General features: G+C 73.5%; 16 protein-coding genes. 5 read left to right on the forward strand and 11 right to left on the reverse strand.

Going from position 1 to position 22105, the window contains the following annotated elements:
* Positions 1-142 precede the first annotated feature (142 nt).
* Positions 143-1411 (forward strand): MFS transporter, encoded by a 1269-nt coding sequence (locus IH45_RS0113820; protein WP_030666690.1) that lies wholly within the window; start codon positions 143-145, stop codon positions 1409-1411.
* On the opposite strand, the gene IH45_RS0113825 is transcribed toward IH45_RS0113820, so the two are convergent.
* The 5 genes from IH45_RS0113825 to IH45_RS0113845 form a co-directional block, all read right to left on the reverse strand.
* Positions 1357-2352, reverse strand: a complete 996-nt coding sequence (locus IH45_RS0113825; protein WP_030666692.1) for a nucleoside triphosphate pyrophosphohydrolase — start codon at positions 2350-2352, stop codon at positions 1357-1359. The two genes, IH45_RS0113820 and IH45_RS0113825, sit on opposite strands and share 55 nt — an antisense overlap.
* A 93-nt stretch (positions 2353-2445) precedes the next feature.
* Positions 2446-3093: a SurA N-terminal domain-containing protein gene (locus tag IH45_RS0113830; RefSeq protein ID WP_030666694.1), complete on the reverse strand. Its 648-nt coding sequence runs from the start codon at positions 3091-3093 to the stop codon at positions 2446-2448.
* A 260-nt stretch (positions 3094-3353) separates the two neighbouring features.
* The gene (locus IH45_RS0113835; RefSeq protein ID WP_030666696.1) at positions 3354-5015 is read right to left on the reverse strand and encodes a serine/threonine-protein kinase; all 1662 of its coding nucleotides are present in this window, start codon (positions 5013-5015) and stop codon (positions 3354-3356) included.
* Positions 5012-5650, reverse strand: a complete 639-nt coding sequence (locus IH45_RS0113840) for a hypothetical protein (RefSeq protein ID WP_030666698.1) — start codon at positions 5648-5650, stop codon at positions 5012-5014. The genes IH45_RS0113835 and IH45_RS0113840 overlap by 4 nt, the downstream gene beginning before the upstream one ends.
* Before the next feature lie 122 nt (positions 5651-5772).
* A complete protein-coding gene (locus IH45_RS0113845) occupies positions 5773-7896 on the reverse strand; it encodes an N-6 DNA methylase (protein ID WP_234440538.1) in 2124 nt (707 codons plus the stop codon).
* Between the two features lie 351 nt (positions 7897-8247).
* On the opposite strand from IH45_RS0113845, the gene IH45_RS0113850 reads away from it, so the two are divergent.
* Complete coding sequence (locus tag IH45_RS0113850) at positions 8248-9030, forward strand: DUF4190 domain-containing protein (RefSeq protein ID WP_030666703.1); 783 nt, start codon at positions 8248-8250, stop codon at positions 9028-9030.
* Positions 9031-9157: 127 nt separating this feature from the next.
* Here IH45_RS0113850 and IH45_RS0113855 read toward each other — a convergent pair whose 3' ends face one another.
* Positions 9158-9946: an HNH endonuclease family protein gene (locus IH45_RS0113855; protein WP_050514815.1), complete on the reverse strand. Its 789-nt coding sequence runs from the start codon at positions 9944-9946 to the stop codon at positions 9158-9160.
* 79 nt (positions 9947-10025) lie between these two features.
* Here IH45_RS0113855 and IH45_RS0113860 point away from each other — a divergent pair, with 79 nt between their 5' ends.
* Together IH45_RS0113860 and cpt are read left to right on the forward strand one after the other, a co-directional pair.
* The gene (locus IH45_RS0113860; RefSeq protein ID WP_030666707.1) at positions 10026-11489 is read left to right on the forward strand and encodes a DUF2079 domain-containing protein; all 1464 of its coding nucleotides are present in this window, start codon (positions 10026-10028) and stop codon (positions 11487-11489) included.
* 93 nt (positions 11490-11582) lie between these two features.
* Positions 11583-12152: a chloramphenicol phosphotransferase CPT gene (cpt, locus tag IH45_RS0113865; protein ID WP_030666710.1), complete on the forward strand. Its 570-nt coding sequence runs from the start codon at positions 11583-11585 to the stop codon at positions 12150-12152.
* A 24-nt stretch (positions 12153-12176) separates the two neighbouring features.
* On the opposite strand, the gene IH45_RS1000000148700 is transcribed toward cpt, so the two are convergent.
* Positions 12177-12719 carry a hypothetical protein gene (locus IH45_RS1000000148700; protein ID WP_050514816.1) on the reverse strand — a complete coding sequence of 181 codons (543 nt, stop codon included), beginning with the start codon at positions 12717-12719 and terminating at the stop codon, positions 12177-12179.
* Between the two features lie 196 nt (positions 12720-12915).
* Complete coding sequence (gene mfd, locus IH45_RS0113875) at positions 12916-16452, reverse strand: transcription-repair coupling factor (RefSeq protein WP_030666712.1); 3537 nt, start codon at positions 16450-16452, stop codon at positions 12916-12918.
* Positions 16453-16776: 324 nt separating this feature from the next.
* On the opposite strand from mfd, the gene IH45_RS0113880 reads away from it, so the two are divergent.
* Positions 16777-18411, forward strand: a complete 1635-nt coding sequence (locus IH45_RS0113880; protein ID WP_463607450.1) for an MFS transporter — start codon at positions 16777-16779, stop codon at positions 18409-18411.
* Between the two features lie 84 nt (positions 18412-18495).
* Here IH45_RS0113880 and IH45_RS0113885 read toward each other — a convergent pair whose 3' ends face one another.
* From IH45_RS0113885 to IH45_RS0113895, 3 genes are all read right to left on the reverse strand, one after another.
* Complete coding sequence (locus IH45_RS0113885) at positions 18496-19665, reverse strand: coiled-coil domain-containing protein (protein ID WP_324607939.1); 1170 nt, start codon at positions 19663-19665, stop codon at positions 18496-18498.
* Positions 19666-19773: 108 nt separating this feature from the next.
* Positions 19774-20832, reverse strand: coding sequence for an LCP family protein (locus tag IH45_RS0113890; protein WP_394298675.1), 1059 nt, complete (start codon positions 20830-20832; stop codon positions 19774-19776).
* A 75-nt stretch (positions 20833-20907) separates the two neighbouring features.
* The coding region (locus tag IH45_RS0113895; RefSeq protein ID WP_030666720.1) for an SUKH-4 family immunity protein at positions 20908-22105 on the reverse strand (1198 nt) is incomplete at its 5' end.

Consider the following 22105-nt stretch of genomic DNA (forward strand, 5'->3'; position numbering starts at 1 on the left):
AGCCAGCGCCCGGCACCGGCCATCGATCGCGGTTCACGATGGGTGGGATGACAACTATGTGTTGGACTCATCGACCATCGGCGGCGGAGGCTGGCCGTCGGGCATCACCACCGGGGTGACGCGCCGTGCGGGAAGGGACCTGATGACTTACGGGAAAGAGGGGCAGGGCCGGCTGGGGCGCGGCACGCTGCTGCTGATGTCCGTGGCGACCGGCCTGTCGGTCGCGGGCAACTACTTCGCCCAGCCCCTGCTCGACGTCATAGGCCACGACCTGCACATGGGGTCCGCCGCCACGGCCCTGGTGGTGACCGTCGCGCAGGTCGGCTACGGCCTGGGGCTGCTGTTCCTCGTCCCGCTCGGCGACCTGCTGGAGCGGCGGCGGCTGGCGGTGACGCTGTGCGCGCTCACCGCGCTCTTCCTGACTGTCACGGCCAGTGCGTCCAACGGTGCGCTGCTGCTGACCGGCACCGCGCTCACCGGCCTGACCTCCGTCGCGGCCCAGGTCGTCGTTCCCTACGCGGCCTCCCTCGCGGCGCCCGCCGAGCGCGGCCGTACGGTCGGCACCGTCATGACCGGGCTGCTGCTGGGCATCCTGCTGGCCCGTACGGCGGCCGGACTGCTGGCCGACCTCGGCGGCTGGCGCACCGTCTACTGGGTCAACGCCGGACTGATGCTGCTGATGGCCGTCCTGCTGCGGCTGCGACTGCCCGCGCTGCACACCGGCGCCGGGCTGCGCTACCCGGCGCTGATCCGCTCCACGCTCGCCCTCTTCGTACAGGAGCCGGTGCTGCGCTGGCGGGCCGTGCTGGGCGCGCTGTCCTTCGCCGCGTTCAGTGTGCTGTGGACGGCGATGGCCTTCCTCATGTCCGGCCCGTCCTACGGGTGGTCGGAATCGGCGATCGGGCTGCTGGGCCTGGTGGGCGCGGCCGGTTCGCTGTCGGCCTCGGTCGCCGGACGGCTGGCCGACCGCGGCCTGGCCCACCGGGTCACCGGCCTCGGCGGGTTCCTGCTGCTCGGCTCCTGGGCGCTGCTGGCGGCCGGCGGCGCGGGCGGCCCCTGGGCGCTGGCCGCCCTGCTGGCCGGTGTGGTGATCCTGGACGCGGCGGTGCAGGCCGTGCACATCAGCAACCAGAACCTGGTCTACGCGGTGCGCCCCGAGGCCCGCAACCGCCTCAACTCCGCCTACATGACCAGCTACTTCGTCGGCGGCGCGGTCGGCTCGGCGCTCACCTCGGCGGTGTGGGGCGCGGCCGGCTGGGGTGGGGTGTGCGCCGTGGGCGCGGCGGTGAGCGCGGCCGTCGCCGCCGTCTGGACGGCCGAACGGCTGCGGCACCGCGGCGACGCGCGGCCCGGGGCTCAGTCCGCGGCGCCGGAGGCGGCCTCCTCGGCGGACCGGATCGCGTCCCGGTAGGTACGGGCGGCGGCCCGCAGCGCGGTCTCCGGGTCGGTGCCGGACGCCTCGGCCCGCACGGCGAGGGCCAGCAGCTCGTACCCGATGCCCTCGCCCGGCGGGAGGGCGTCGATGCCGGCCGTACGCGCCCGGGAGGCCAGCTTGCCGGCCAGCGCCAGGGCGGGCTGGCCGAGCGGGATGCCTTCGGTGACCGAGGTGCGCTGCTTCTCGACCGCTTTCTCCCGCAGCCAATGCGCCTTCACGTCCTCGGGGGTGTGCGCGGCCTCCTCGCCGAAGATGTGCGGATGGCGGCGGATCAGCTTGTCCACGAGGGTGCCCGCCACGTCGTCCACGGCGAACGGCTCGTCCGGGTCGTCCTGGGCGATCCGGGCGTGGAAGACGACCTGGAGGAGCACATCGCCCAGCTCCTCGCGCAGCGCCTCCCGGTCGCCCTCCTCGATCGCCTCGACCAGCTCGTACATCTCCTCGATGCCGTACTTCGCCAGGTCCTCGTGGGTGCGCACGCCGCTCCACGGGCACTGGCGGCGGATCCGGTCCATGACCTGCACGACATCGAGCAGGCGGGCGCCCGGCAGGTCGTACGAGCCGGGCAGCAGCTCCAGGTCCGGCATGGTCTCCCGGCCGGAGCCCGCCATCCGGGCCAGGCCGTCGGTCAGCTCCGAGTCCCCGTCGGCGGAGGTGATCACGACCGCCGTACGGTCCTCGCTCCGGCAGTACTCGACCAGCTCGCGGGCGCCGGGCACCGCCGTCTCGACCGCTATGCCCGCCTCGCGCAGATACGGGAGCTGCGGATGGGCGTCGTCGGCGCACAGCACGCGGTCGGCGGCGCGCAGCGTCTGCCACGCGGGCCAGGACAGCAGGCCGGGCGCGACCCGGTGGCTGGTCGTGAGCAGGACCAGGCGGCCGGGCGCGGGCGTGGTGTCGGTGGCGTCAGCGTTCACCCGACGAACGTAACGCACGGCACCGACAACGCGACGGCCCGGCCGGACGGGGCCCGCACACGGCGGCCCCTCCCGCCCTCTCCCCGGCCCGGCTCAGGTCTGCTGCTGCTCCGCCGCGCCGGACACGTTCTTGACCCACGGTTCCTTGGTCCGGCCGAGGATGACCTGGCCGTTGTCCCACTTGCCGTAGCGCGGGTTGACGTCGATGCCCATCGTGCGCGATGTCCTGGCCAGCTCCGTGGCGAGCTGCTGCTGGCCCTGCGGCCGGCCGCGGTCGGCGCCGATGTGCTTGGCGATGCCGTCCAGCAGGAGCTGGTTGCGGACCACCGCGTTGATCTCGCCGGGCGCGATGGCCTGCTGGAGCCACATCTGCTTCAGCCGCTCCGCGCCGCCCGCGCTGCGCTCGGCCGCCGCGCGCCACTTCTGCACGTCGCCGCGCGAGACCGTGACCCCGGCGTCCTTCGCGTTCCGCTCCAGGACCCGGTCGAAAATCATGCCGTTCAGCATGGCGGGCCCCAGCCTCCCGGTGTTCTCCACCAGTTGGGCGGCCTGCGGCGACTTCTCCTGGGCGCTGCGCACGTCGTGGACCCGCGACTGGAGCTGCGCGACGGTGATCCGCTGCCCGTCCACGACGGCCGCGGCGCCGGGGCGCGCGTCCGTACCGCAGGCGGTGAGCAGCGGGGCGGCGGCCAGCAGGGCGGCAGCGGCGGAAACGGGAAGCGCGGTCCTACGGCGGAACATCAAGCCTCCTGGCGGGGTGCAACGACGGTGCGGCGGCGGTGCGGCTTTTCCTACCTGGCGTTGATCGATGCCGGTGCTGTTGATCGATGCCGATGCTAAAGAGTCCGCGTGATCCGGGCCACTGATTCGCACAACGAGTTGCCCGGAAGGCGGTTTCTCTCCTGTTCTCACCTGAAGGTATGCCCGTACGAACCGCCCGCACGTACCGTCCGTACGAACCGCCCGTACGCACTGACCGCACGTACCGTCCGTGACACGGCTCAGCCGCGGACCTGCCCGAGCCAGTACAGCGTGCGCCGGACCTCCGCGGGGAAGGCGCCGTGCGGGCCGTGCAGCCGCTCCGCGTCGTACAGGAGGCGGGACAGTGCCTCGTGGGCGGCGCCGCGCTCCCCGAGGGCGAGCAGCAGGTGGCCGATGGACCGGCGGATCTCCAGGGGCCGCACGGGGTCGTCCGGATAGCGCTCGAAGTGCGGCAGCAGGGCCCGGTACTCGTCCAGCGCCTGCGTCACCTCGCCCAGCTGCTCCAGGCACTGCGCGGCCTCGTAATGGAACTGGAGCGCCTGGCGCGCCGCCCCCGGCCCGCTGTCGCGCGCGTATTCCTCGGCGAGCGCGCGCAGTTCGGGCAGCGCCCGCCGGTACTGGCCGTCGTCCATGAGCGTGGCCGCGTACTGCTTGCGCAGCGTCCGTACGACCGGGGAGTGCGCGCCGTGCCGGGCGGCCGCGGCAGGCAGGATGCCGCCGAGGATGTCCACGGCGTGGGTGATGCGGCCCTGGTCCAGGAGGCGCTTGACCTCGTCCACGGCGGCGGCGACATCGGGGCCGCCGCCCGGTCCGGAGGATCGCGGGTCGGCGCCCGTCTCCGGGATCCGCGGGTCGATGCCCGCCCCCGGGGTCCACGGGTCGGCGCCCGGCCTTGAGGTCCGCGGGTCGGCGCTCATGCCGGATACGCGCGGATCGGCGGGCGGCGGTACGGAGGCGAGCGGCGGTACGGGCGGGGCCGTGGCGCGCACCGGCCACGGCGCGTGCGGGTGCAGGAACGGCCGGGTCGGGTCCATCGGCGCGCCCGCTCCGGACTGCCCCTGCGACGCGGTCGGCAGCAGCGGCACCAGCGCCTGGTAGACCTCCTGCGCGTCGGCGGGCCGCTCCTGCGGGTCCTTGCCGAGCAGCCGCAGCACCAGCGCCTCCAGCTGTTCGGGCACGTCGGCGCGGAGCCTGCGCACCGGGACCGGTGGCTCGTACAGATGGCGGTGCAGCACGCCCAGCGCGGTCGAGCCGGCGAACGGCACCTCGCCGCTGAGCAGTTCGTGGAGCAGCACGCCGAGCGCGTACAGGTCCGTGTACGGGCCGACGGTGCCGCCCATGGCCTGCTCGGGCGCCATGTAGGCGGGGCTGCCGATGGGTGAGCCGGTGTGGGTGAGGCGGGTGGTGTCGGTGTCCAGGGCGGCGGCGATGCCGAGGTCCAGGACGGTGAGGGTGCCGTCCGGCTTGACCATCACGTTCCGCGGCTTGAGGTCGCGGTGGATGATCGGTACGGCGTGTACGGAGGCCAGCACGGCGCACAGCTGGGCGGCGACGCTGACCGCCCACTGCCAGGGGTACGGGTCGTGCTCGGCCAGGTGGTCGGCGAGGTCGGCGCCCTCGACGTACTGCATGACCAGGTACAGGTCGTCGCCGTCGCTGCCCGCGTCGTGGACGGTGACCAGGCCGGGGTGGTCGACCTGCGCGGTGACCCGGCACTCGCGCACGAAGCGGCGGCGCATCTCCTCCGCGTCCGGGGTGCCGGAGACCCGGTCGGGGCGCAGCAGCTTGACGCCGACCCGGCGGTCGAGGCGCCGGTCGTAGGCGATCCAGACCTGGCCCATGCCGCCTTGGCCGAGCAGCGCGGAGAGTTCGTAGCGCTCGGCGACGACGCGGCCGTTCAACGCCCTTCCTCCCTGCGGAGGTAGTCACTCAGCTCGTCCAGTTCGGCGCGCACCTGGTTGATGCGCTGCGGCTGGCCGCCGTACGGGGCGGCGGGCTGGTCGTACTGGGTGGCGGGCGGGTTGTACTGCGTGGCGGACGGGCCGTACTGGGTGACGGGCGGGGCGTACTGCGTGGCGGGCGGCTGCTGCGCTCCGGCGTACGGGTTCGGGGCGGGCGGCATGGCGGCCGGGGCCGGTCCCGTACCAGGGTGGCCGCCGTACGCGGGGCCCGCGCCGGGCGGCCCGTACGGCGGCCAGCCGGGCGCGACACGGTGCGCGCGCACATCCGCGACGAGGTAGTACGCCACAGCCGCGGCCATCTGGAAGACGATCAGACCCACGCCGGTGTTGGCCTGCCAGGAGTTCTCGTCCGCGCTTCCGGTCAGGATGAACGCGCCGGTGAACAGCACCAGGTCCGCGCCGAACACCCACCAGCCCAGCGGGCGGCGCTGCACGACGGCGGCGCGCAGCAGCGTCAGCCAGGCCAGAAAGCCCAGGCTGAGCACGGCCACCGCCACGAAGACCACCCGCAGCAGGACGACTGTCCTGCGCGCTGCGGGACGGTGCGGCGGCGGTGCCGTAACGGGGCCGTGCATTACTGCTCCTGACGGATCGGGACCCCGGCGCGCCGTGGTGGGCGCGGCGCCGGGAACATACTGCGGGTGCGTGCGTTCGAGCGTATATACGACACCGCTGATGCCGCCGGGGTTGTAGGAAATCAGCCGGGCGTGACCGAGCCCTCCGTCAGGCCGTCGTGCAGGCCCTGCACGAGCTGTTCGCCCAGGCGGGCAGCGAGACGCAGGGTCTCCTCGAAGGCGGCCAGTTCGCGGAAGCGCTGTCCGTAGCGCTGCTGCTCGGCCAGCGGCAGCCGCGGGAGCTGGAGGCGGCGCACGTCCAGGCGGGTGGCGGTGGAGGCGTAGCTGCTGGCCTGCCGGGTGTTGGCGGTGCCGCGCAGGAACCCGGCCAGGAACCACGGGTCGAGGGCGGCCGGGTCGGGCCGCAGGAGGAAGAGGTTGCGGCCCAGGGCGGCCCCGGCGGTGGCCTTGTCCACGACGCGGGCGACGGCGCCGCCGCCCAGCACGGGCACCACCACGTCGCCCGCCGCGACGAGCACCGGCTCCTCGGCAGGCCCGGTGGACCCGGCGTGTTCGGGCAGCGCGCCGCTGGGGGCCGTACCGCCGATGACATCGTGCTCGGTGAGGACGGCGGGCGCGGCGCCATCGGTCGCCGTCCCGGGGCCGCCTGCGCGCAGCACCAGGGCGCCCGCGCGCGCCAGTTCCCCGACGGTCGTCAGCGGCCAGCGCGCGGGCGGGGACTGCGGGGCCGCGGCCGGGTCGGGGGTCAGCTCGGCTGTACGGGCAAGGGTGTCGGCCAGCCGGTCGCGCACCTGGGCCAGTCCGGCGGGGCCGCCGGCGGCGGGCGGGGGCGGCAGGTGGCGGGCCGGTGCGAGGTCCACGTCGTCGCCGAGGAGGTCGATGGCGGCCAGTGTCCGCCGTACTCCGGGCTGTTCCTCGACACCGCCGTCCCGGTCGAAGGCCTCCCACGCCTCCAGCGCGGTGGTCCGTACGGCCTGCCAGTCCACGTTGTCCCGGCCGGGGGCGCCGCCCGCGGTGAGCGCGGCCGTGTCGACGACGAGCAGGTGCGGCGAGGGCTGCGCGGCGGCGCCGGGCTTGCGCAGGACCCACAGGTGCAGCGGGATGCCGTACGGGGGTGCCGCCCCGGCGGGCAGGGCGATGACGGCGCGCAGGGCGCCGCGGCGCAGCAGGTCGGCACGGATGCGGCGCCCGGAACGGCGGGAGGCGGCGGCCGGCGGCATCAGCAGGACGGCGGCGCCGCCCGCGCGCAGCCGGGCCAGCGCGTGCTGCACCCAGGCCAGTTCGGACTCCGTACGGGCCGGGAAGCCGTACTCCCAGCGCGGGTCGTAGGCCAGTTCGTCGTGGCCCCAGTTGCGTTCGTTGAACGGCGGGTGGGCGAGGACGGCGTCGGCGGCCAGCCGGGGGAAGGCGTCGGCCCGGAGGGTGTCGGCGGCGTGCACGCGCACCTGGGCGCCGGGGGCGCGCAGCGCCAGCCGGAGCGCGGTGAGCGCGGCCAGATCGGGGTCGGCCTCCTGGGCGTACAGCTCCTCGGCGCTCTCGGCGGCGTCCAGCAGGCCGCCCGTGCCGCACGCCGGGTCGAGGACGCTGCGGGGCGCGCCGGCCAGTGCGGCCATCAGGGCGGCCGGGCCGGGCGGGGTGAGGGTGTACTGCCGGGGGTTGGCGTCCAGGTGGCGGCCGAGCAGGAACTCGAACGCCGGGACGGCACCGGCCCCTTCCTCTCCGTCGCCGCCAGTGCCGGTCTCGCTGCCTTCGGCGGCGAGTCCGGCGGTGGCCCGGACGAGGGCCGCAGACGGCAGCAGGGCGTCGCGGGTCAGGCCGTGTACGGGGTGGTGGCGGCCGAGGTGCGCGGTGAGAACCGATTCGAGGATGGCGGGCAGCATGCCGGCCAGCTCGATGTCGTTGGCGGCGTGATCCAGCCGGCGCCAGGCGGAGGGCCGGTCGCGGACGAACAGCAGGACGGCGCCGGCGTGCCGCAGGGCGGTGGCGGCGCCGGCCGGGTGCGAGACGACCTGCTGCCAGACCCGCTCGCGCAGCGGCACCTCGGCGAGTTTGCCCTGCTCGCGCAGCCACTGCTCGACCTCGGCGAGGGCGAAGGTGGGGCTGGTCTCGGTGCCGCCGACGGGTTTGGGGAAACCGGCGTGCCGACGGCGCCAGTTGCTGACCGCGGCGCGGCCCACCCCGGCCAGCCGCGCGATGCCGGCGGCGGTCACCTCCGTCGCGTGCCCCGCTGCTGCTTGCTCCGCCACCTGGCCGGCTCCCGTCCGCTCGCCCCTGACCTGCTTGGCCTGCTGTGGCGCCGAGCATACCCACGAATGCGGCATCACCCCCTTCACGGCGTGAATCACCTTGGACCCGTTAACCGTGTTGACTCGGTTCACAGCTAGTGTTCTTATTGACCCACCGCACCACCGGTTCACACGAGGGCGTCGGTTCACCCCGGTGTCCAGTACGCCGCCGTACGCCGATCCACCGCGCCATCGGTCCACCGCGCCATCGGTCCACCGCGCCAGCGATCCACCGATTCAGCGATCCACCGATTCACCGATTCACCGATTCACCGATTCACCGCTCCAGCGCCCGGAAGGGGCCGTATCTCCATGTCGCACCAGATGCACCACCCGCACGCGCCGCAGGCTCCGATGGGCATGCCGCCGCAGCAGGCCGCCCGCAACGGGCTGGGGATCGCCGCGCTCGTCCTCGGCATCATCGGCACGCTCAGCGGCCTACTCCCGCTGCTCTTCTGGCTGGCCGGCATCCTCGGCCTGCTGGCCCTGATCTTCGGACTGGTGGGGCTCGGCCGTGCCCGGCGCGGGCAGGCCACCAACAAGGGGGTGGCCATCACCGGCACGGTCTTCGGCGTCCTCGCGCTGATCGCGGCGGTCGTCGGCCTGGTGATCACCGTGGCCGTGGTCGACAGCGCGGTGAAGGAGGTCAACAAGTCCCTCCAGGACGCCAAGGCCAAGCCGAAGGGCGGCGGCGGCACGTCCGTCAAGGAGGCCAAGGGCGGCGACACCGCCGTCTACGGCACCGGCCTGAACGTGACCGTCTCCAAGCCGAGCCCGTACAAGGCCGGTGAGTTCGCGGCGGGTCACAAGAACGGCAACAGGTCCTACAAGGTCACCGTGCGCCTGGAGAACAAGGGCGGCAAGGAGTTCTCCGGCGATCTGGTGATGGTCGAAGCGCGGGCCGGCAAGGACGGCAAGACCGCCGAGAAGATCTACGACGACAAGATCGGCTCCGGCTTCAACGGCACCCTGCCGGCGGGCAGGACCGCCACCGCCGACTTCGCCTTCGACGTGCCGGCCGGCGCGAAGACCCTGGACGTGGAGGTCCGGCCGGGCTTCGACCACGAGAGCACCCGCTGGCAGCTCACCCTCTGACCGCCCGGCACCCCGGTCACACACCGGCCACAGACCTCACCCGCACATCAACAGGCCGCCGCCCCGGAACCGCACCACGCGGAACCGGTCCGGCGGCCTGCCGTACGCCTGCACCCCGAACCGGCGCCTACTTCGCCGCGAACCGCTCCGGCGCCTCCGTAGGAGCCCCGCCCGACGGCAGCTTCAGCGTCGGGCACCCCTTCAGCACCCCCGTCATCGCGTCCTTCTCCGCCTGCGTCACCCACAGCCCGTACTTCTTCTTCACGGCCACCTGGTGCGCCACATAGTCACAGCGGTACGCCTTGTTCGGCGGCAGCCACGTCGCCGCGTCGCCGTCACCCTTCTGCCGGTTGGCGGAGGCGTCGGCCGCGATCAGGTTCAGCGGGTCGTTGGCGAGCGCGACCCGCTTGCGCCCCGGCCACTGCTGGGCTCCCTTCTGCCACGCGTCCGACAGCGCCACGAGATGGTCTATGTCCACCTTGCTGCGCCCGCGCTCGTACGTGACCGCCCGGCCGGTGTACGGGTCGTCGGCCAGCTTTCCGGACGCCACCTTGCAGTGCCCGTCGGTGAACCGCACCCCGGTCAGATCCCGCTTGAGGATGTCGTCGCGCGTGCCGCAGTGGTTGCCGTCGGTGTCGGCCCAGGCGGTGCCGAAGCGGTCGCGCGCGTAACCGGTCTTCGGGGCGCGGCCCTTGACGGTGAGGGACGCGACGGCGTGCAGCGCGGTGCCCCCGGCGGCCGGTTCCCCGCCGCCGTCTCCCCCGGTACTGCCGCCCTTGCCACTGCCGGGCGTACAGCCGGTGAGGGCGAGCAGCGCGGCCAGTCCGGCGGCGGCGACGGCGCCGCCCCGGCGGGTGCGGGGCTGGTTCCGTACGCGGGACAACGCGGCGTTCCGTATCCGGAGCAAGAGGGACATCCCATCTCAAATAAGGCGGCAATACCGGCCGGTTCGTCGGCCTCGGATATCTTTTCGGAAGTTGAGAGTGAGGACGCGCATGGACACGGCCACAGCAACCGCGGCGGGCAGCAGGACCCCGGCCCTGCCCGTCGCCGGGGCCGGATCCGCCCCCGCCCCCGGCCGGCTCCGTACCCGTACCGCCGCCCTGTTCGCCCCGCGGTCCGTCCCGTACTGGACCGCCGCGGCCCTCTTCGTCGTCTTCTTCACCGTCTCCGGCCTGCGCTTTCGCGCGATGGCGACGTCCTCGTGGGATCTCGGGATATTCGAGCAGGCGGTACGGGCCTACGCGCATCTGCGGGCGCCCGTCGCCGACCTCAAGGGGCCGGGCACCAACCTCCTCGGCGACCACTTCAGCCCCGTCCTGGTCCTGCTCGCCCCCCTATACCGCATCTTCCCCAGCGCCCTGACCCTGCTGGGCGCGCAGGCGTTCCTCTTCGCGCTGTCCGCCGTGCCGGTGACCCGGACCGCCATCCGCTTCCTCGGGCGCGGCCGCGGCCTGGCCGTCGGCGTGGCGTACGGACTGTCCTGGGGGCTTCAGAAGGCCGTCGACTTCGACTTCCACGAGATCGCCTTCGCCGTACCGCTGATCGCCTTCGCGCTCGAAGCGGTGCTGCGCGGGTGCTGGACCGCGGCGGTGTGCTGGGCGGCGCCGCTGGTGCTGGTCAAGGAGGACCTGGGGGTGACGGCGGCCGTCATCGGCGCGCTGGTCCTCGTCCGCGCGCGGCAGGCCGTGCCGCTCGCCGTCGGCCTGGTCGTCTTCGGGCTGGCCGCCACCGCCGTCACCCTCGGCGTGATCATCCCCGGCTTCAACGGCTCCGGCTCGTACGACTACTGGAACAAGATCGGCGGCGGGGACGGCCCCACCCAGCGCATCCCGTTCGACACCGCCGTACGCACTCTGCTGTGGATCCTGCTGCCCACCTCCGGGCTGCTCGCGCTGCGCTCCCCGCTGCTCCTGGCCGCGCTGCCCACCCTCGGCTGGCGTTTCATCTCCCACGAGCCGCACTACTGGGGCATCGACTGGCACTACAACGCCGTCCTGATGCCGGTGGTCTTCCTGGCCCTGGTGGACGCCCTGCCGCGCGCACTGGTCTCCGCGCGCCCCTGGGTCCGTTCGTACGCCCACCACCTGCCCGCCGCCGTACTGGCCGCCGCGCTGGCGCTGACCACCACGCTCCCGCTGGCACGCCTCACCGAGGCCGGCACCTACCGCAAACCGCCGTCCGTGACGGCCGCGGAACATCTGCTGGAACGTATCCCCGACGGTGCCACGGTCGAGGCCGACATACGGCCCATCTCCCGGCTGACCGACCGCACCCGGGTCTTCTGGATAGGGGACACCCGCGGCATCTCCCCTGACTACATCGCCGTCGAACTGCACGACGACCACAAGGCCGGACAGGCCCTGGACGACGCCCGCAAGCGCCACCCGCGGGCCGTGTACGGCATCGTCGGCACCGCCGGTGACGTCACGGTGCTGCAGCGGACGGGCCGGCTCTGACCTCGTATCCGCGGAGGGCGGGCCCGGGAACAGCGCGGGGCAGGCCCGGAATTACGCAGGACAGGCCCGGACCCGCCTGCGTACGGTGACCCGATGACCACCGGCCACCCGCGCACCCGCACCGATGTCGTCGTCCTGAACGGCGGCTCCAGCTCCGGCACTTCGACCATCGTCCGGCAGCTCCAGGAGATCCTCCCCCGGCCCTGGCTGACCTTCGGCGTCGACTCCTTCATCGAGTCCCTGCCGCCGTCGCTCGTCACACCGGAAGCGTCCGGGACGGCCCCCGGCCTCGGCCTCGCGCCCGACGGCAGCATCACCGTCGGCCCGGTCTTCCGCGCCCTGCAGGCCGACTGGCAGGAGGGCGTCGCGGCCGTTGCCCGCACGGGCACCGGCGTCCTCCTGGACGAGGTCTTCCTCGGCGGTGGCGCCGGCCAGGAACGCTGGCGCAGCGCGCTGAAGGGCCTGTCGGTGCTGTGGGTCGGCGTGCGCTGCGCGGCGGAGACGGCCGCCGCGCGCGAGGCCGCACGCGGCGACCGGGTCACCGGCATGGCGGCCTCCCAGGCCGAACTGGTCCACCGGGGCGTCGCCTATGACATCGAGGTGGACACCACCGGCACCGACCCCGCCACCTGTGCCCGGCTGATCGCCGCACACGTGGTGTGAGCACGGCCGGGCCGCCGGGAAGGCTCACTGCCAGTGCGGGCGCCCGCTCTGCATCTCGCAGGTGAGGGTGGCGCCGTGGGCGTCCTTCGTGGTCAGCCCGAGGTGGGCCTTCTTGCAGAACTGGCCGCGGCGGTAGTGGTTGCCGGACGGTGCGAGGATCACCCCGTCCGACGCGCTGGAGCCGGAGCCGCCGGAACCGGAACCGGAGCCGGAACCGCCGGACGAGCCACCGGAGCCGGACCCCCCGGAGGACGAGCCACCGGAACCGGAGTCCGAGCCCCCGCCCGTCCGGTGCGTCTTGCGCGTCGGCGCGGGCGGCTCGGCGGCCTCGGGCGTGGGCGCCGCGGACGTCGGCGCGGCGGACGACGGTGTGGCACTCGGGCTCGGGCTGTCGGACGGCGACGCGGACGGCGAAGGCGTGGCCGTGGCCGACGCGGAGGCCGTCGCGGACGGGCTCGCCGCACCGTCCTTGTCCGCACCGCCGTCCGGCGTGCAGCCGGAGAGGGCGACCAGGGCCGCGGTGATCAGGGAGGCGGCGGACAGGGCGGCGCGGCGGGGTCTTATCACGGTGGGAGGTCCAGTTCTCTAGGGCCAGGTTGCCTCCTGCGACGCATGAGGCAACCTGAAGATAGAGCGATATCTCCCACCGGTCACCGCCAAGATGCCTGAATCGGGCGGAAGACGGGTCAAACCGCGTTACGCCGCATTCCCGCGCGGGACCGGGGCGGCCGGGGCAGCAGCCGCAGGGCCGCCCCGGCCCCGCTCAGCCCAGCACCGAGGTCAGGAACTCCCCCACCCAGGCCAGCAGTTCCCGCCCGACCAGCGGCTTGCCACCGATCTTGCCGGTGGTCGGGCGCGGGACCAGGGCCTGGCGGGTGGCCGGCTTGAGGACCGTACGGGGGTACAGGCGCTTGAGGCGGAGTTCCTGGGACTCGCGGAGGTCCACCGGGGAGAAGCGGACGTTGGAGCCCTGGAGGGTGATGTCCGTGACGCCGCAGGAGCGGGCGAGCATGCGCAGGCCGGCGACCAGGAGGAGGTTCTCGACCGGTTCGGGCAGCTTGCCGTAGCGGTCGGTCAGCTCCTCACGGACCGCCGCGATGTCCTCCTCCGAGGACGCGGCGGCGATCGCGCGGTACGCCTGGAGGCGCAGCCGCTCGCCGGGCGCGTAGTCGTGCGGGACGTGCGCGTCCACCGGCAGTTCGATCTTCACCTCCAGCGGCGGCTCCTCCTCCACACCGCCTTCCAGGGAAGCCCGGTAGTCGGCGACGGCCTCGCCCACCATCCGTACGTACAGGTCGAAGCCGACGCCCGCGATGTGCCCGGACTGTTCGCCGCCGAGGAGGTTGCCCGCGCCGCGGATCTCCAGGTCCTTCATCGCGACGTACATGCCCGCGCCCATCTCGGTGTGCTGCGCGATGGTCGCCAGGCGCTCGTGGGCGGTCTCGGTGAGCGGCTTCTCCGGCGGGTAGAGGAAGTACGCGTAACCGCGCTCGCGGCCACGGCCGACCCGGCCGCGCAGCTGGTGCAGCTGGGACAGGCCGAAGTTGTCGCCGCGCTCGACGATGAGGGTGTTGGCGTTGGAGATGTCGATGCCCGACTCGACGATCGTCGTGGAGACCAGCACGTCGAACTTCTTCTCCCAGAAGTCCACGACGACCTGCTCCAGCTGCGATTCGCCCATCTGCCCGTGCGCGGTCTGGATCCGTGCCTCCGGCACGATCTCCCGCAGCCGCGCCGCGGCCCGGTCGATGGACTCGACCCGGTTGTGGATGTAGAAGACCTGGCCCTCGCGCAGCAGTTCACGGCGGATGGCGGCGCCGATCTGCTTGTCCTCGTACGGCCCGACGAACGTCAGGACCGGGTGCCGCTCCTCCGGCGGGGTGGTGATCGTGGACATCTCGCGGATGCCCGTGACCGCCATTTCGAGCGTACGGGGAATGGGCGTGGCGGACATCGTCAGCACGTCCACGTTGGCGCGCAGCTTCTTCAGCTGCTCCTTGTGCTCGACGCCGAACCGCTGCTCCTCGTCCACGATGACCAGGCCCAGGTCCTTGAACTTGGTCTCGGACGAGAACAGCCGGTGGGTGCCGATGACCAGGTCGACCGAGCCGTCCTTGAGGCCTTCGAGGACCGCCTTGGCCTCGGTGTCCGTCTGGAAGCGGCTGAGCGCCTTGACCACGACCGGGAACTGGCCGTACCGCTCGGTGAACGTACCGAAGTGCTGCTGCACCAGCAGCGTCGTCGGCACCAGCACCGCGACCTGCTTGCCGTCCTGGATGGCCTTGAAGGCCGCCCGCACCGCGATCTCCGTCTTGCCGTAACCGACGTCGCCGCAGATCAGCCGGTCCATCGGGACGGACTTCTGCATGTCCTCCTTGACCTCGGCGATCGTCGTGAGCTGGTCGGGCGTCTCCGCGTACGGGAACGCGTCCTCCAGCTCGCGCTGCCAGGGCGTGTCCGGGCCGAAGGTGTGGCCGGGCGCCGCCATCCGCGCCGAGTACAGCTTGATCAGGTCGGCGGCGATCTCCTTGACGGCCTTCTTGGCGCGCGCCTTGGTCTTCGTCCAGTCGGCGCCGCCGAGGCGGTGCAGCGTCGGCGCCTCGCCACCGACGTACTTGGTGACCTGCTCCAGCTGGTCGGTGGGGATGTACAGCCGGTCGCCGGGCTGGCCGCGCTTGGCGGGCGCGTACTCCACCAGCAGGTATTCGCGGGTGGCGCCCTGCACCGTGCGCTGCACCATCTCGATGTAGCGGCCCACGCCGTGCTGCTCGTGGACGATGAAGTCGCCCGCCTGGAGGGTCAGCGGGTCGATGGTCTTGCGGCGGCGGGCCGGCATCCGGCCCAGCTCCTTGCTGGCCGCCTTCTGGCCCGTGAGGTCCGTCTCGGTCAGCACCGCCAGCTTCAGGCCCGGGTCGAGGAAGCCGGTGTCGACGGACCCGCACGAGACGTGCACGACGGACGGCGACAGCTCGCCCAGCTCCGGGTCCAGGCGGGCCGCGATGCCCTCCTCGCCCAGCACCTCGACCGTACGGGCCGCCGGGCCGTGCCCCTCGGTGATGAACACCGAGCGCCAGCCGTCCGCGACCCAGCGCTTGGTGTCGGCCAGCGCGCGCTGGGTGTCGCCGCGGTACGTCTCCGGGGCGTGCATCCCCAGCTTGAGGGTGTCCCCGTCCAGCTCCTCACCGGCGGCGAACGGACTCACCGTCCACCACATCATGCCCAGCTCGCGCGCGCGGTCCCGGACGTCGGCGATGCCCCAGAGGGAAGCCGCACCGACATCGATCGGGGCCTCCCCGCCACCGGCACTCGCCGCCCACGACGCCTGCAGGAACTCCTGCGAGGTGGCCACCAGGTCGGCCGCGCGGGTGCGCACCCGCTCCGGGTCGCACACCACCGCCATGCTGCCCCCGGGCATGACGTCCAGCAGCAGCTCCATCTCGTCAACCAGCACCGGAGCCAGCGACTCCATGCCCTCGACGGCGATCCCCTCGGAGATCTTGCCCAGCAGCTCGCCCAGCTCCGGATGCCGCTCCGCGAGGTCGGCGGCGCGCGCCCGTACCTCGGCGGTCAGCAGCAGCTCCCGGCACGGCGGCGCCCACAGGCCGTGCTCGGCCACCTCCAGGGACCGCTGGTCGGCGACCTTGAAGTAGCGGATCTCCTCGACGTCGTCACCCCAGAACTCGATCCGCAGGGGGTGTTCCTCGGTCGGCGGGAAGACGTCCAGGATGCCGCCGCGCACCGCGAACTCGCCGCGCTTCTCGACCAGTTCGACGCGGGCGTAGGCGGCCGCCGCCAGCCCGTCCACGATCTCTTCCAGGTCCGCCGTCTGCCCGGACCGCAGGCTCACCGGCTCCAGCTCACCCAGGCCCTTGACCTGCGGCTGGAGTACGGAACGGATGGGCGCCACGACCACCGAGACCGGGCCCGCCGTCGGATCGTCCTGACTCGGGTGGGCCAGCCGGCGCAGCACCGCCAGGCGGCGGCCGACCGTGTCGGAGCGCGGCGAGAGCCGTTCGTGCGGCAGCGTCTCCCAGGAGGGGTACTCCACGACCGCGTTCTCCTCGCCGGACGGCATCAGCGAGCGCAGCGCGGCGGCCAGGTCCTCGGCCTCACGGCCGGTGGCGGTCACCGCCAGGACCGTACGGCCGCTGCGCCGGGCGAGCGCGGCGATGGAGAAGGGACGGGCGGCCGGCGGGCCCACCAGGTCCACATGGGGACGGTTGCCGTCGCCCGCGGCCCGCACGGCTTCGGCGAGCGCCGGGTCCTGGGCGACGGCGTCGAGCAGACCAGTCAGGCTCATGAGATGTCAGGCTTCCCGTCCTGGTGAGGCGAACAACGCGAGCAGCCCGGCACGTGTGACGGGCCGGGTTTCAACAAGAGTACGGCTCCCCGCTGACACCCGCGTTCCACTCGCCCCGACGGCCGGGGCACGGCCCGTCGCGAGGCGGCGTTCCGGATACCGCGCCCGCGTGGAAGGGTGTCAGGTACACGGAACAGCCGAGGGGGGCGTGGGCACGTGCGTCGCAGCGGGACGGGACGGGGAACGGGCGAGGGGCCGGGCCGGGAGACGGGCGGCAGCCGGTATACGGACGCGAAGGCGGCGCCCGCGGCGGACGGCGGGCGAATACCGGAGGCGGGCAGGCCGCCATCCGATGCAGGCGCGCCCGCACCGGCGACCAGCGCCCCCGCACCCGACACCCCCACCCCCGCCAACCGCGGCCGCATCGTCGCCGCCCTCATGCTCTGCATGGCGCTGGCCGCCCTCGACTCCACGATCATCGCCACCGCCGTCCCCCGGATCGTCGGCGACCTCGGCGGCTTCGCCGTCTTCTCCTGGCTCTTCTCCGGCTATCTGCTCGCCGTCACCGTCAGCCTGCCGGTCTACGGCAAGCTCTCCGACACCTTCGGCCGCAAGCCCGTCCTGATCACCGGCGTGATCGTCTTCCTCGCCGGATCGCTGCTGTGCGCGGGCGCCTGGGACATGGGCTCCCTCATCGCCTTCCGCATCCTCCAGGGCCTCGGCGGCGGCGCCCTCCAGGGCACCATCCACACCATCGCCGCCGACCTGTACCCGATGCGGGAGCGCCCCAGGATCCAGGCCAAGCTGTCCACCGTGTGGGCGACCTCCGCGGTCGCCGGGCCGGCCCTCGGCGGCCTGCTCACCGCGTACACCGACTGGCGGTGGATCTTCCTGGTCAACCTGCCGGTCGGCGCCCTGGCCCTGTGGCTCGTCGTACGGCACTTCCGCGAATCGCTGCCCGCACGCGAACGCGACCGGCGGCCCCGCGTCGACTGGCCCGGCGCGCTCGCCATCTTCGCCTGCGGCGGCCTGCTGCTGAGCGCCCTCGTCCAGGGCGGCGTCGCCTGGCCCTGGTTCTCCGTGCCCTCGCTGCTGCTGTTCGCCGGCAGCGCCCTGTGCGCCGCCGCCACCGTCGTCATCGAACGCCGCGCCGCCGAGCCGATCATCCCGGGCTGGGTCTGGCGCCGCCGTACGATCTCGGCCGTCAACCTCGCGCTCGGCGCCGTCGGCCTGCTCATGGTCGCGCCGACCGTCTTCCTGCCCACCTACGCCCAGGCCGTCCTGGGCCTGGGCCCGATCGCGGCCGGGTTCGTGCTCTCCGCGATGACCCTGAGCTGGCCGGTCTCCTCCGCCCTGAGCAGCCACGTCTACAACCGGATCGGCATCCGCGCCTGCGCCATGACCGGCATCGGCGCCGCCACGCTGATCCTGCTCGCCTTCCCGCTGCTGCCCTACCCGGGCGCCGCCTGGCAGCCCGCGCTGATCATGCTGGCGCTGGGCGCGGCACTCGGGATCTTCCAGCTGCCGCTGATCATCGGCGTGCAGTCCTCGGTCGGCTTCGAGGAGCGCGGCACCGCCACCGCGTCCATCCTCTTCTGCCGCCAGGTCGGCCAGTGCGTCGGCGCCGCCCTCTTCGGCGCGGTCGCCAACGCCACGCTCGGCGCCCGCCTGGCCGGCGCGCCCGCGGACATCCGGCCCGGCCTGCCCGGCGACCTGGACTCCGTCTCGCACGCCCTGGCCCGCGCGGGCGCCCTCACCGACCGCGCCGCGGACTACCTGCGGCGCGCGGTGGACGTGGCCGTGGAGCACGTCTACATCGGCGCCGCGGTCGCCGCCGCCCTCGCCTTCCTGATCCTGCTGCTGCTCGCACCGCGCCGCTTCCCGGTCCACGGGGAGGCGGCATCCGGTACGGCCGTACCGAACACCCGCGGGAAGGGCCGCAAGAGCCGCAAGGGCTGACGGCCACCGGTCAGGGCGGCCGCCGGGGAAGGAACCGGCGCCCCTCGGCGCCCGCGCCCCTCCCCGTCCGCCCCGGGGCGCCCGTCACTGCTGCTCGGGCGGGCGGGGCAGCTGGTTCTCCAGCGTGTCCTCGTTGTCGGGATCCACCGGCGCCCGCTCATCGGACGGCGCTCCGGCAGCGGTCCCCTCCGCACCGGCCACCGCCGCACCAGCCGCCGCATCGCCATCCGTACCGGCCCCGGCGTCCGCCGCGTCCTCAGCCGCGCCGCCGGCCTTCTCCAGCAGCACCGTGCCGCCTTCCGCATGCGAGGTGGCGCCCGCCTCCCCGGCGCCCTCCACCGCCGCGCCGGCCGCCTCGCCCGTCGGCTCGTCCTCGTCCGGGGCCTTGCCCGTGAGCGCGGCGAGGGTGTTGCGGACGTGCGTCATGTGCTCGCGCACCTTCTCGCGCCGGTCCGCGTGCTCGCGCAGTATCCGCTCCGTGGCCCGCTCGATCCGCTCGACCTCGATACGGGCCTGCGCCAGCAGGTCGGCCGCGCGCGCCTCGGCGTCCTCGTCACGGTGGCGCGCCGCCTCCTCGGCCTCCGCACGGAACCGCTCCGCCTCGGCGACCTTGGCCCGGCCCAGCTCCTCCAGCTCCGCCACCCGCTGTTCGAGGTCGGCCTCCTGCGCGGCGAGGTCACGGCCGAGCGCGTCCCACTGCTCGGTCTGCTCCTCCTCCTGCTCCTGGAGCAGCTGCGCCGTACGCCGCTCCATCTGACGCAGCGCCTCCGCCGCCTCGGACCGCCACTGCTCGGCGTCCTTGCCCGCCGCCGTCTCGATGGCGTCCGCCTCGGACCACGCCGCCGCCACCCGGCGCCGGGACCAGTCCTCGGTCTCGTCGCGCAGCTCCTGCGCCGCCCGGCCGGCGGCCTCCGTGATCTGCCGCTCGTACGCCTCGGCCTCCTCGCGCGCCCGCCCGGCCGCCTCCTCGGCGTCCTTGCGCAGCCGCGCCGCCTCGGACTCCGCCGTCGTCAGGATCAGCCGCGCCTGGTCGCCCAGCGACTCGTACGTCTGCGGGGGCAGCTGCCGTACGTACTCCCGCAGCTCAGCGAGCTCGGCCGTCATCTCGTTGGCGAGGACCGTCAGCCGCGCCGCGCGCTCCCAGCAGGAGTCACGGTCGATCGAGAGCCCCTCCACCCGCCGGTCCACGTCCTCGGGACGGTAGCCACGCCCTCGTACGATCTCGAACCCGTGAGGCGAAACCGATGCACTCATCCCTCAAGCCCCTTCCCGGCGTACGGCGCGATGGTGCGCACAACTTTCTGGATCGATTCGAAGCGACCGTTACGCGACACTCCGCCCCTCTCAATGCTCCAGGATGCGTTAATTGTTGCCAGAAGTCGGAATCGGGACATCTTCACGAAGAGCCCGGAAGAGTCGCCGTGCTCCCTTCTCGTCCCACTCCACCACATCTCCGACACCTCCCAGGTCCACCCCGGGACGAGCCACCGGAACGGTGGTAGCCGCGCCCTCACCGTCCGCGATCTCCTTCATCGACCAGCCCAGGCGCGCCAGGTCCGGCACCCCCGCCCGCCGGTCCACCGTCAACGCCGACAGCGCCGCGTCCAGCGCCGGCACCAGCGCGAACGGGTTCAGCAGCACACCGGCCCCGAGCATCTTGTCGCCCAGCGCGCCGATCAGCTGCCGCTGCCGCCGCACCCGGCCCAGGTCGCCCTCCGGATCCGTATAGCGCGCCCGTACGTACGCCAGTGCTTTCACCCCGTCCATCTTCTGGCACCCGGCCCGGAAGTCCGCCCCCGACTTCTCGTCCTTCAGCGGCTTGTCCGGACACATCCGTACGCCGCCGAGCGCGTCCACCACCTGCACGAACCCCAGGAAGTCGATCTCGGCGTACCGGTCGATCCGCAGCCCGGTCGCCTGCTCGACGGTACGGGTCAGCAGCTTCGGGCCGCCCTCCGCGAACGCCACGTTGACCTTGTTGCGGCCGTGGCCCGGCACCGCCACATAGCTGTCCCGCGGCAGGCTCACCAGGTACGGGCCGCTGTCCCCACGGTGCAACATCATGATCGTGTCGGTGTTCAGTCCCTCCTCGTTGCCCACGTGCAGCCGCTCGCGCTGCTCCGGCGTCAGGCTCTGCCGGCTGTCCGAGCCGACCAGCAGCCAGTTCGTGCCCTTGCCGGACGACGGTCTGCCGGAGTAGTCGGCGAGCGCGTCCGTACGGCGCACCTGGCCGCCCGCCCACACGTACAGCGCCACACCACCCGCCACCGCCAGCACCACCAGAATCAGCAGCACCAGCGCGATCCGCTTGGGCCAGGACAGCGGGCGCCGCCCGCGCGGCCGGCGCCCCCGCCGCCCGGCGCGGTACAGCGCCGTCGTCCCCTGCGGCGACGGCGGCGATGACCAGGACGGCTGACCCATATACGAAGGATCATGGTGACCCGGCCGTCCCGCAGGTCGAGCGCCGCCACCGGCGGCACACGCAGCGATCCGCGCCTACAGCAGCCCGTCCCACATCTGTTCGAGCAGCACCGACCACCAGGTCTCCGGCGACCCCAGCGCCGGCGCGTCCAGCGCCACCAGCTGCGCCTGGAAGTCCACCGTCCAGCGCCCGGCCTGCTCCGGCGTCAGCCCGTACCGCAGCCGCCACATCCGGCCCAGCATCGCCATACAGCGCACGAACTCCGGCAGCCCGCTGTTCACGAACTGCGGCACCGCGGGCTGACCGTTCGGGGCGGCCTCCAGCGGCACGGCGACGATGTGCGCCGTCCCGTACTGCACACACAGCTGACGCCCGAAGTCATTGCCCATGACCAGGTACGACCCCGCGTCCGCCGCAGGACGCACCCCGCGCTCCGCCGCCAGCTCCGCCAGCGTCGGCACCGGACGGCCCGGCTGCGCCTGCGCCCAGAAGAACGGCCCGAAATCCACCGGCAGCCCGGCCCACACCAGCGTCTGCGCCACCACGTCCGGCACACCCTGCCGGGAAACCGCCCGCTGGTCGAAACGGAAGAGGCCCTGCGGACCGAAGGACTGCTCCAGCTCCTGCCCGAGCACCTGCGGCGGCACCGGCGGGACCGGCTGCACCTGCGACGGGTGCGGCAACGGCACCCGCACCGGCGCCGGCCGCGCCGGACCGTCCGCCACCTGGTGCAACTCGCCGTGATGCTCCAGCAGATGCCGCATGCCCTGCTGCCGCGATGCGTGCTCCGTCCCGTACGGCGCGGTGTGGCTGATGCGCACCTGCGGCCAGGTCTCCCGGACCATCCGCGCGCAGTAGCCGCCCGGCAAGTCGCACGACTCCAGCTCCGTGTGCAGCTCCACCACCTGCTGCGGCGGGATGTTCATGCCCCGCAGCTCGTGCAGCAGCTGCCACTCCGGATGCGGCGCACCCGGCGCGGAACGCCGCACGATCTTCTGCTCCGAACCGTCCGGCGCCCGGTAGCTCAGTACGGCCATGTAGCCGGGGCCCACCGTCGGCTGCCCGGACGGCGCTTGCGGATAGCCGTACGAGCCCGAGCCGCCCTGCGGCACACCGGGCGACTGCTGTACGGCCGGGCCGGACGCGGGCGGACCCGGAACGGCGGGCGGCGGCATGCCGGGGCCCGGCACGGCCGGACCGCCCGCGCCGTCGGCGAGCATCGTCGCCGCCGCGTGCACACCGCCACCGGGCGGGGCGGACGGCGGCGGGGGC

It is taken from the genome of Streptomyces rimosus subsp. rimosus (assembly GCF_000720725.1).
Lineage (GTDB): Bacteria > Actinomycetota > Actinomycetes > Streptomycetales > Streptomycetaceae > Streptomyces > Streptomyces rimosus_A.

Bases quoted from the DNA above. Each gene is read 5' to 3' on its own strand.
- IH45_RS0113820 (WP_030666690.1), top strand. From the start codon at position 143: ATGACTTACGGGAAAGAGGGGCAGGGCCGGCTGGGGCGCGGCACGCTG.
- IH45_RS0113830 (WP_030666694.1), bottom strand. From the start codon at position 3,093: ATGTTCCGCCGTAGGACCGCGCTTCCCGTTTCCGCCGCTGCCGCCCTG.
- IH45_RS0113840 (WP_030666698.1), bottom strand. From the start codon at position 5,650: ATGCACGGCCCCGTTACGGCACCGCCGCCGCACCGTCCCGCAGCGCGC.
- IH45_RS0113850 (WP_030666703.1), top strand. From the start codon at position 8,248: ATGTCGCACCAGATGCACCACCCGCACGCGCCGCAGGCTCCGATGGGC.
- IH45_RS0113855 (WP_050514815.1), bottom strand. From the start codon at position 9,946: ATGTCCCTCTTGCTCCGGATACGGAACGCCGCGTTGTCCCGCGTACGG.
- IH45_RS0113860 (WP_030666707.1), top strand. From the start codon at position 10,026: ATGGACACGGCCACAGCAACCGCGGCGGGCAGCAGGACCCCGGCCCTG.
- cpt (WP_030666710.1), top strand. From the start codon at position 11,583: ATGACCACCGGCCACCCGCGCACCCGCACCGATGTCGTCGTCCTGAAC.
- mfd (WP_030666712.1), bottom strand. From the start codon at position 16,452: ATGAGCCTGACTGGTCTGCTCGACGCCGTCGCCCAGGACCCGGCGCTC.
- IH45_RS0113885 (WP_324607939.1), bottom strand. From the start codon at position 19,665: ATGAGTGCATCGGTTTCGCCTCACGGGTTCGAGATCGTACGAGGGCGT.
- IH45_RS0113890 (WP_394298675.1), bottom strand. From the start codon at position 20,832: ATGGGTCAGCCGTCCTGGTCATCGCCGCCGTCGCCGCAGGGGACGACG.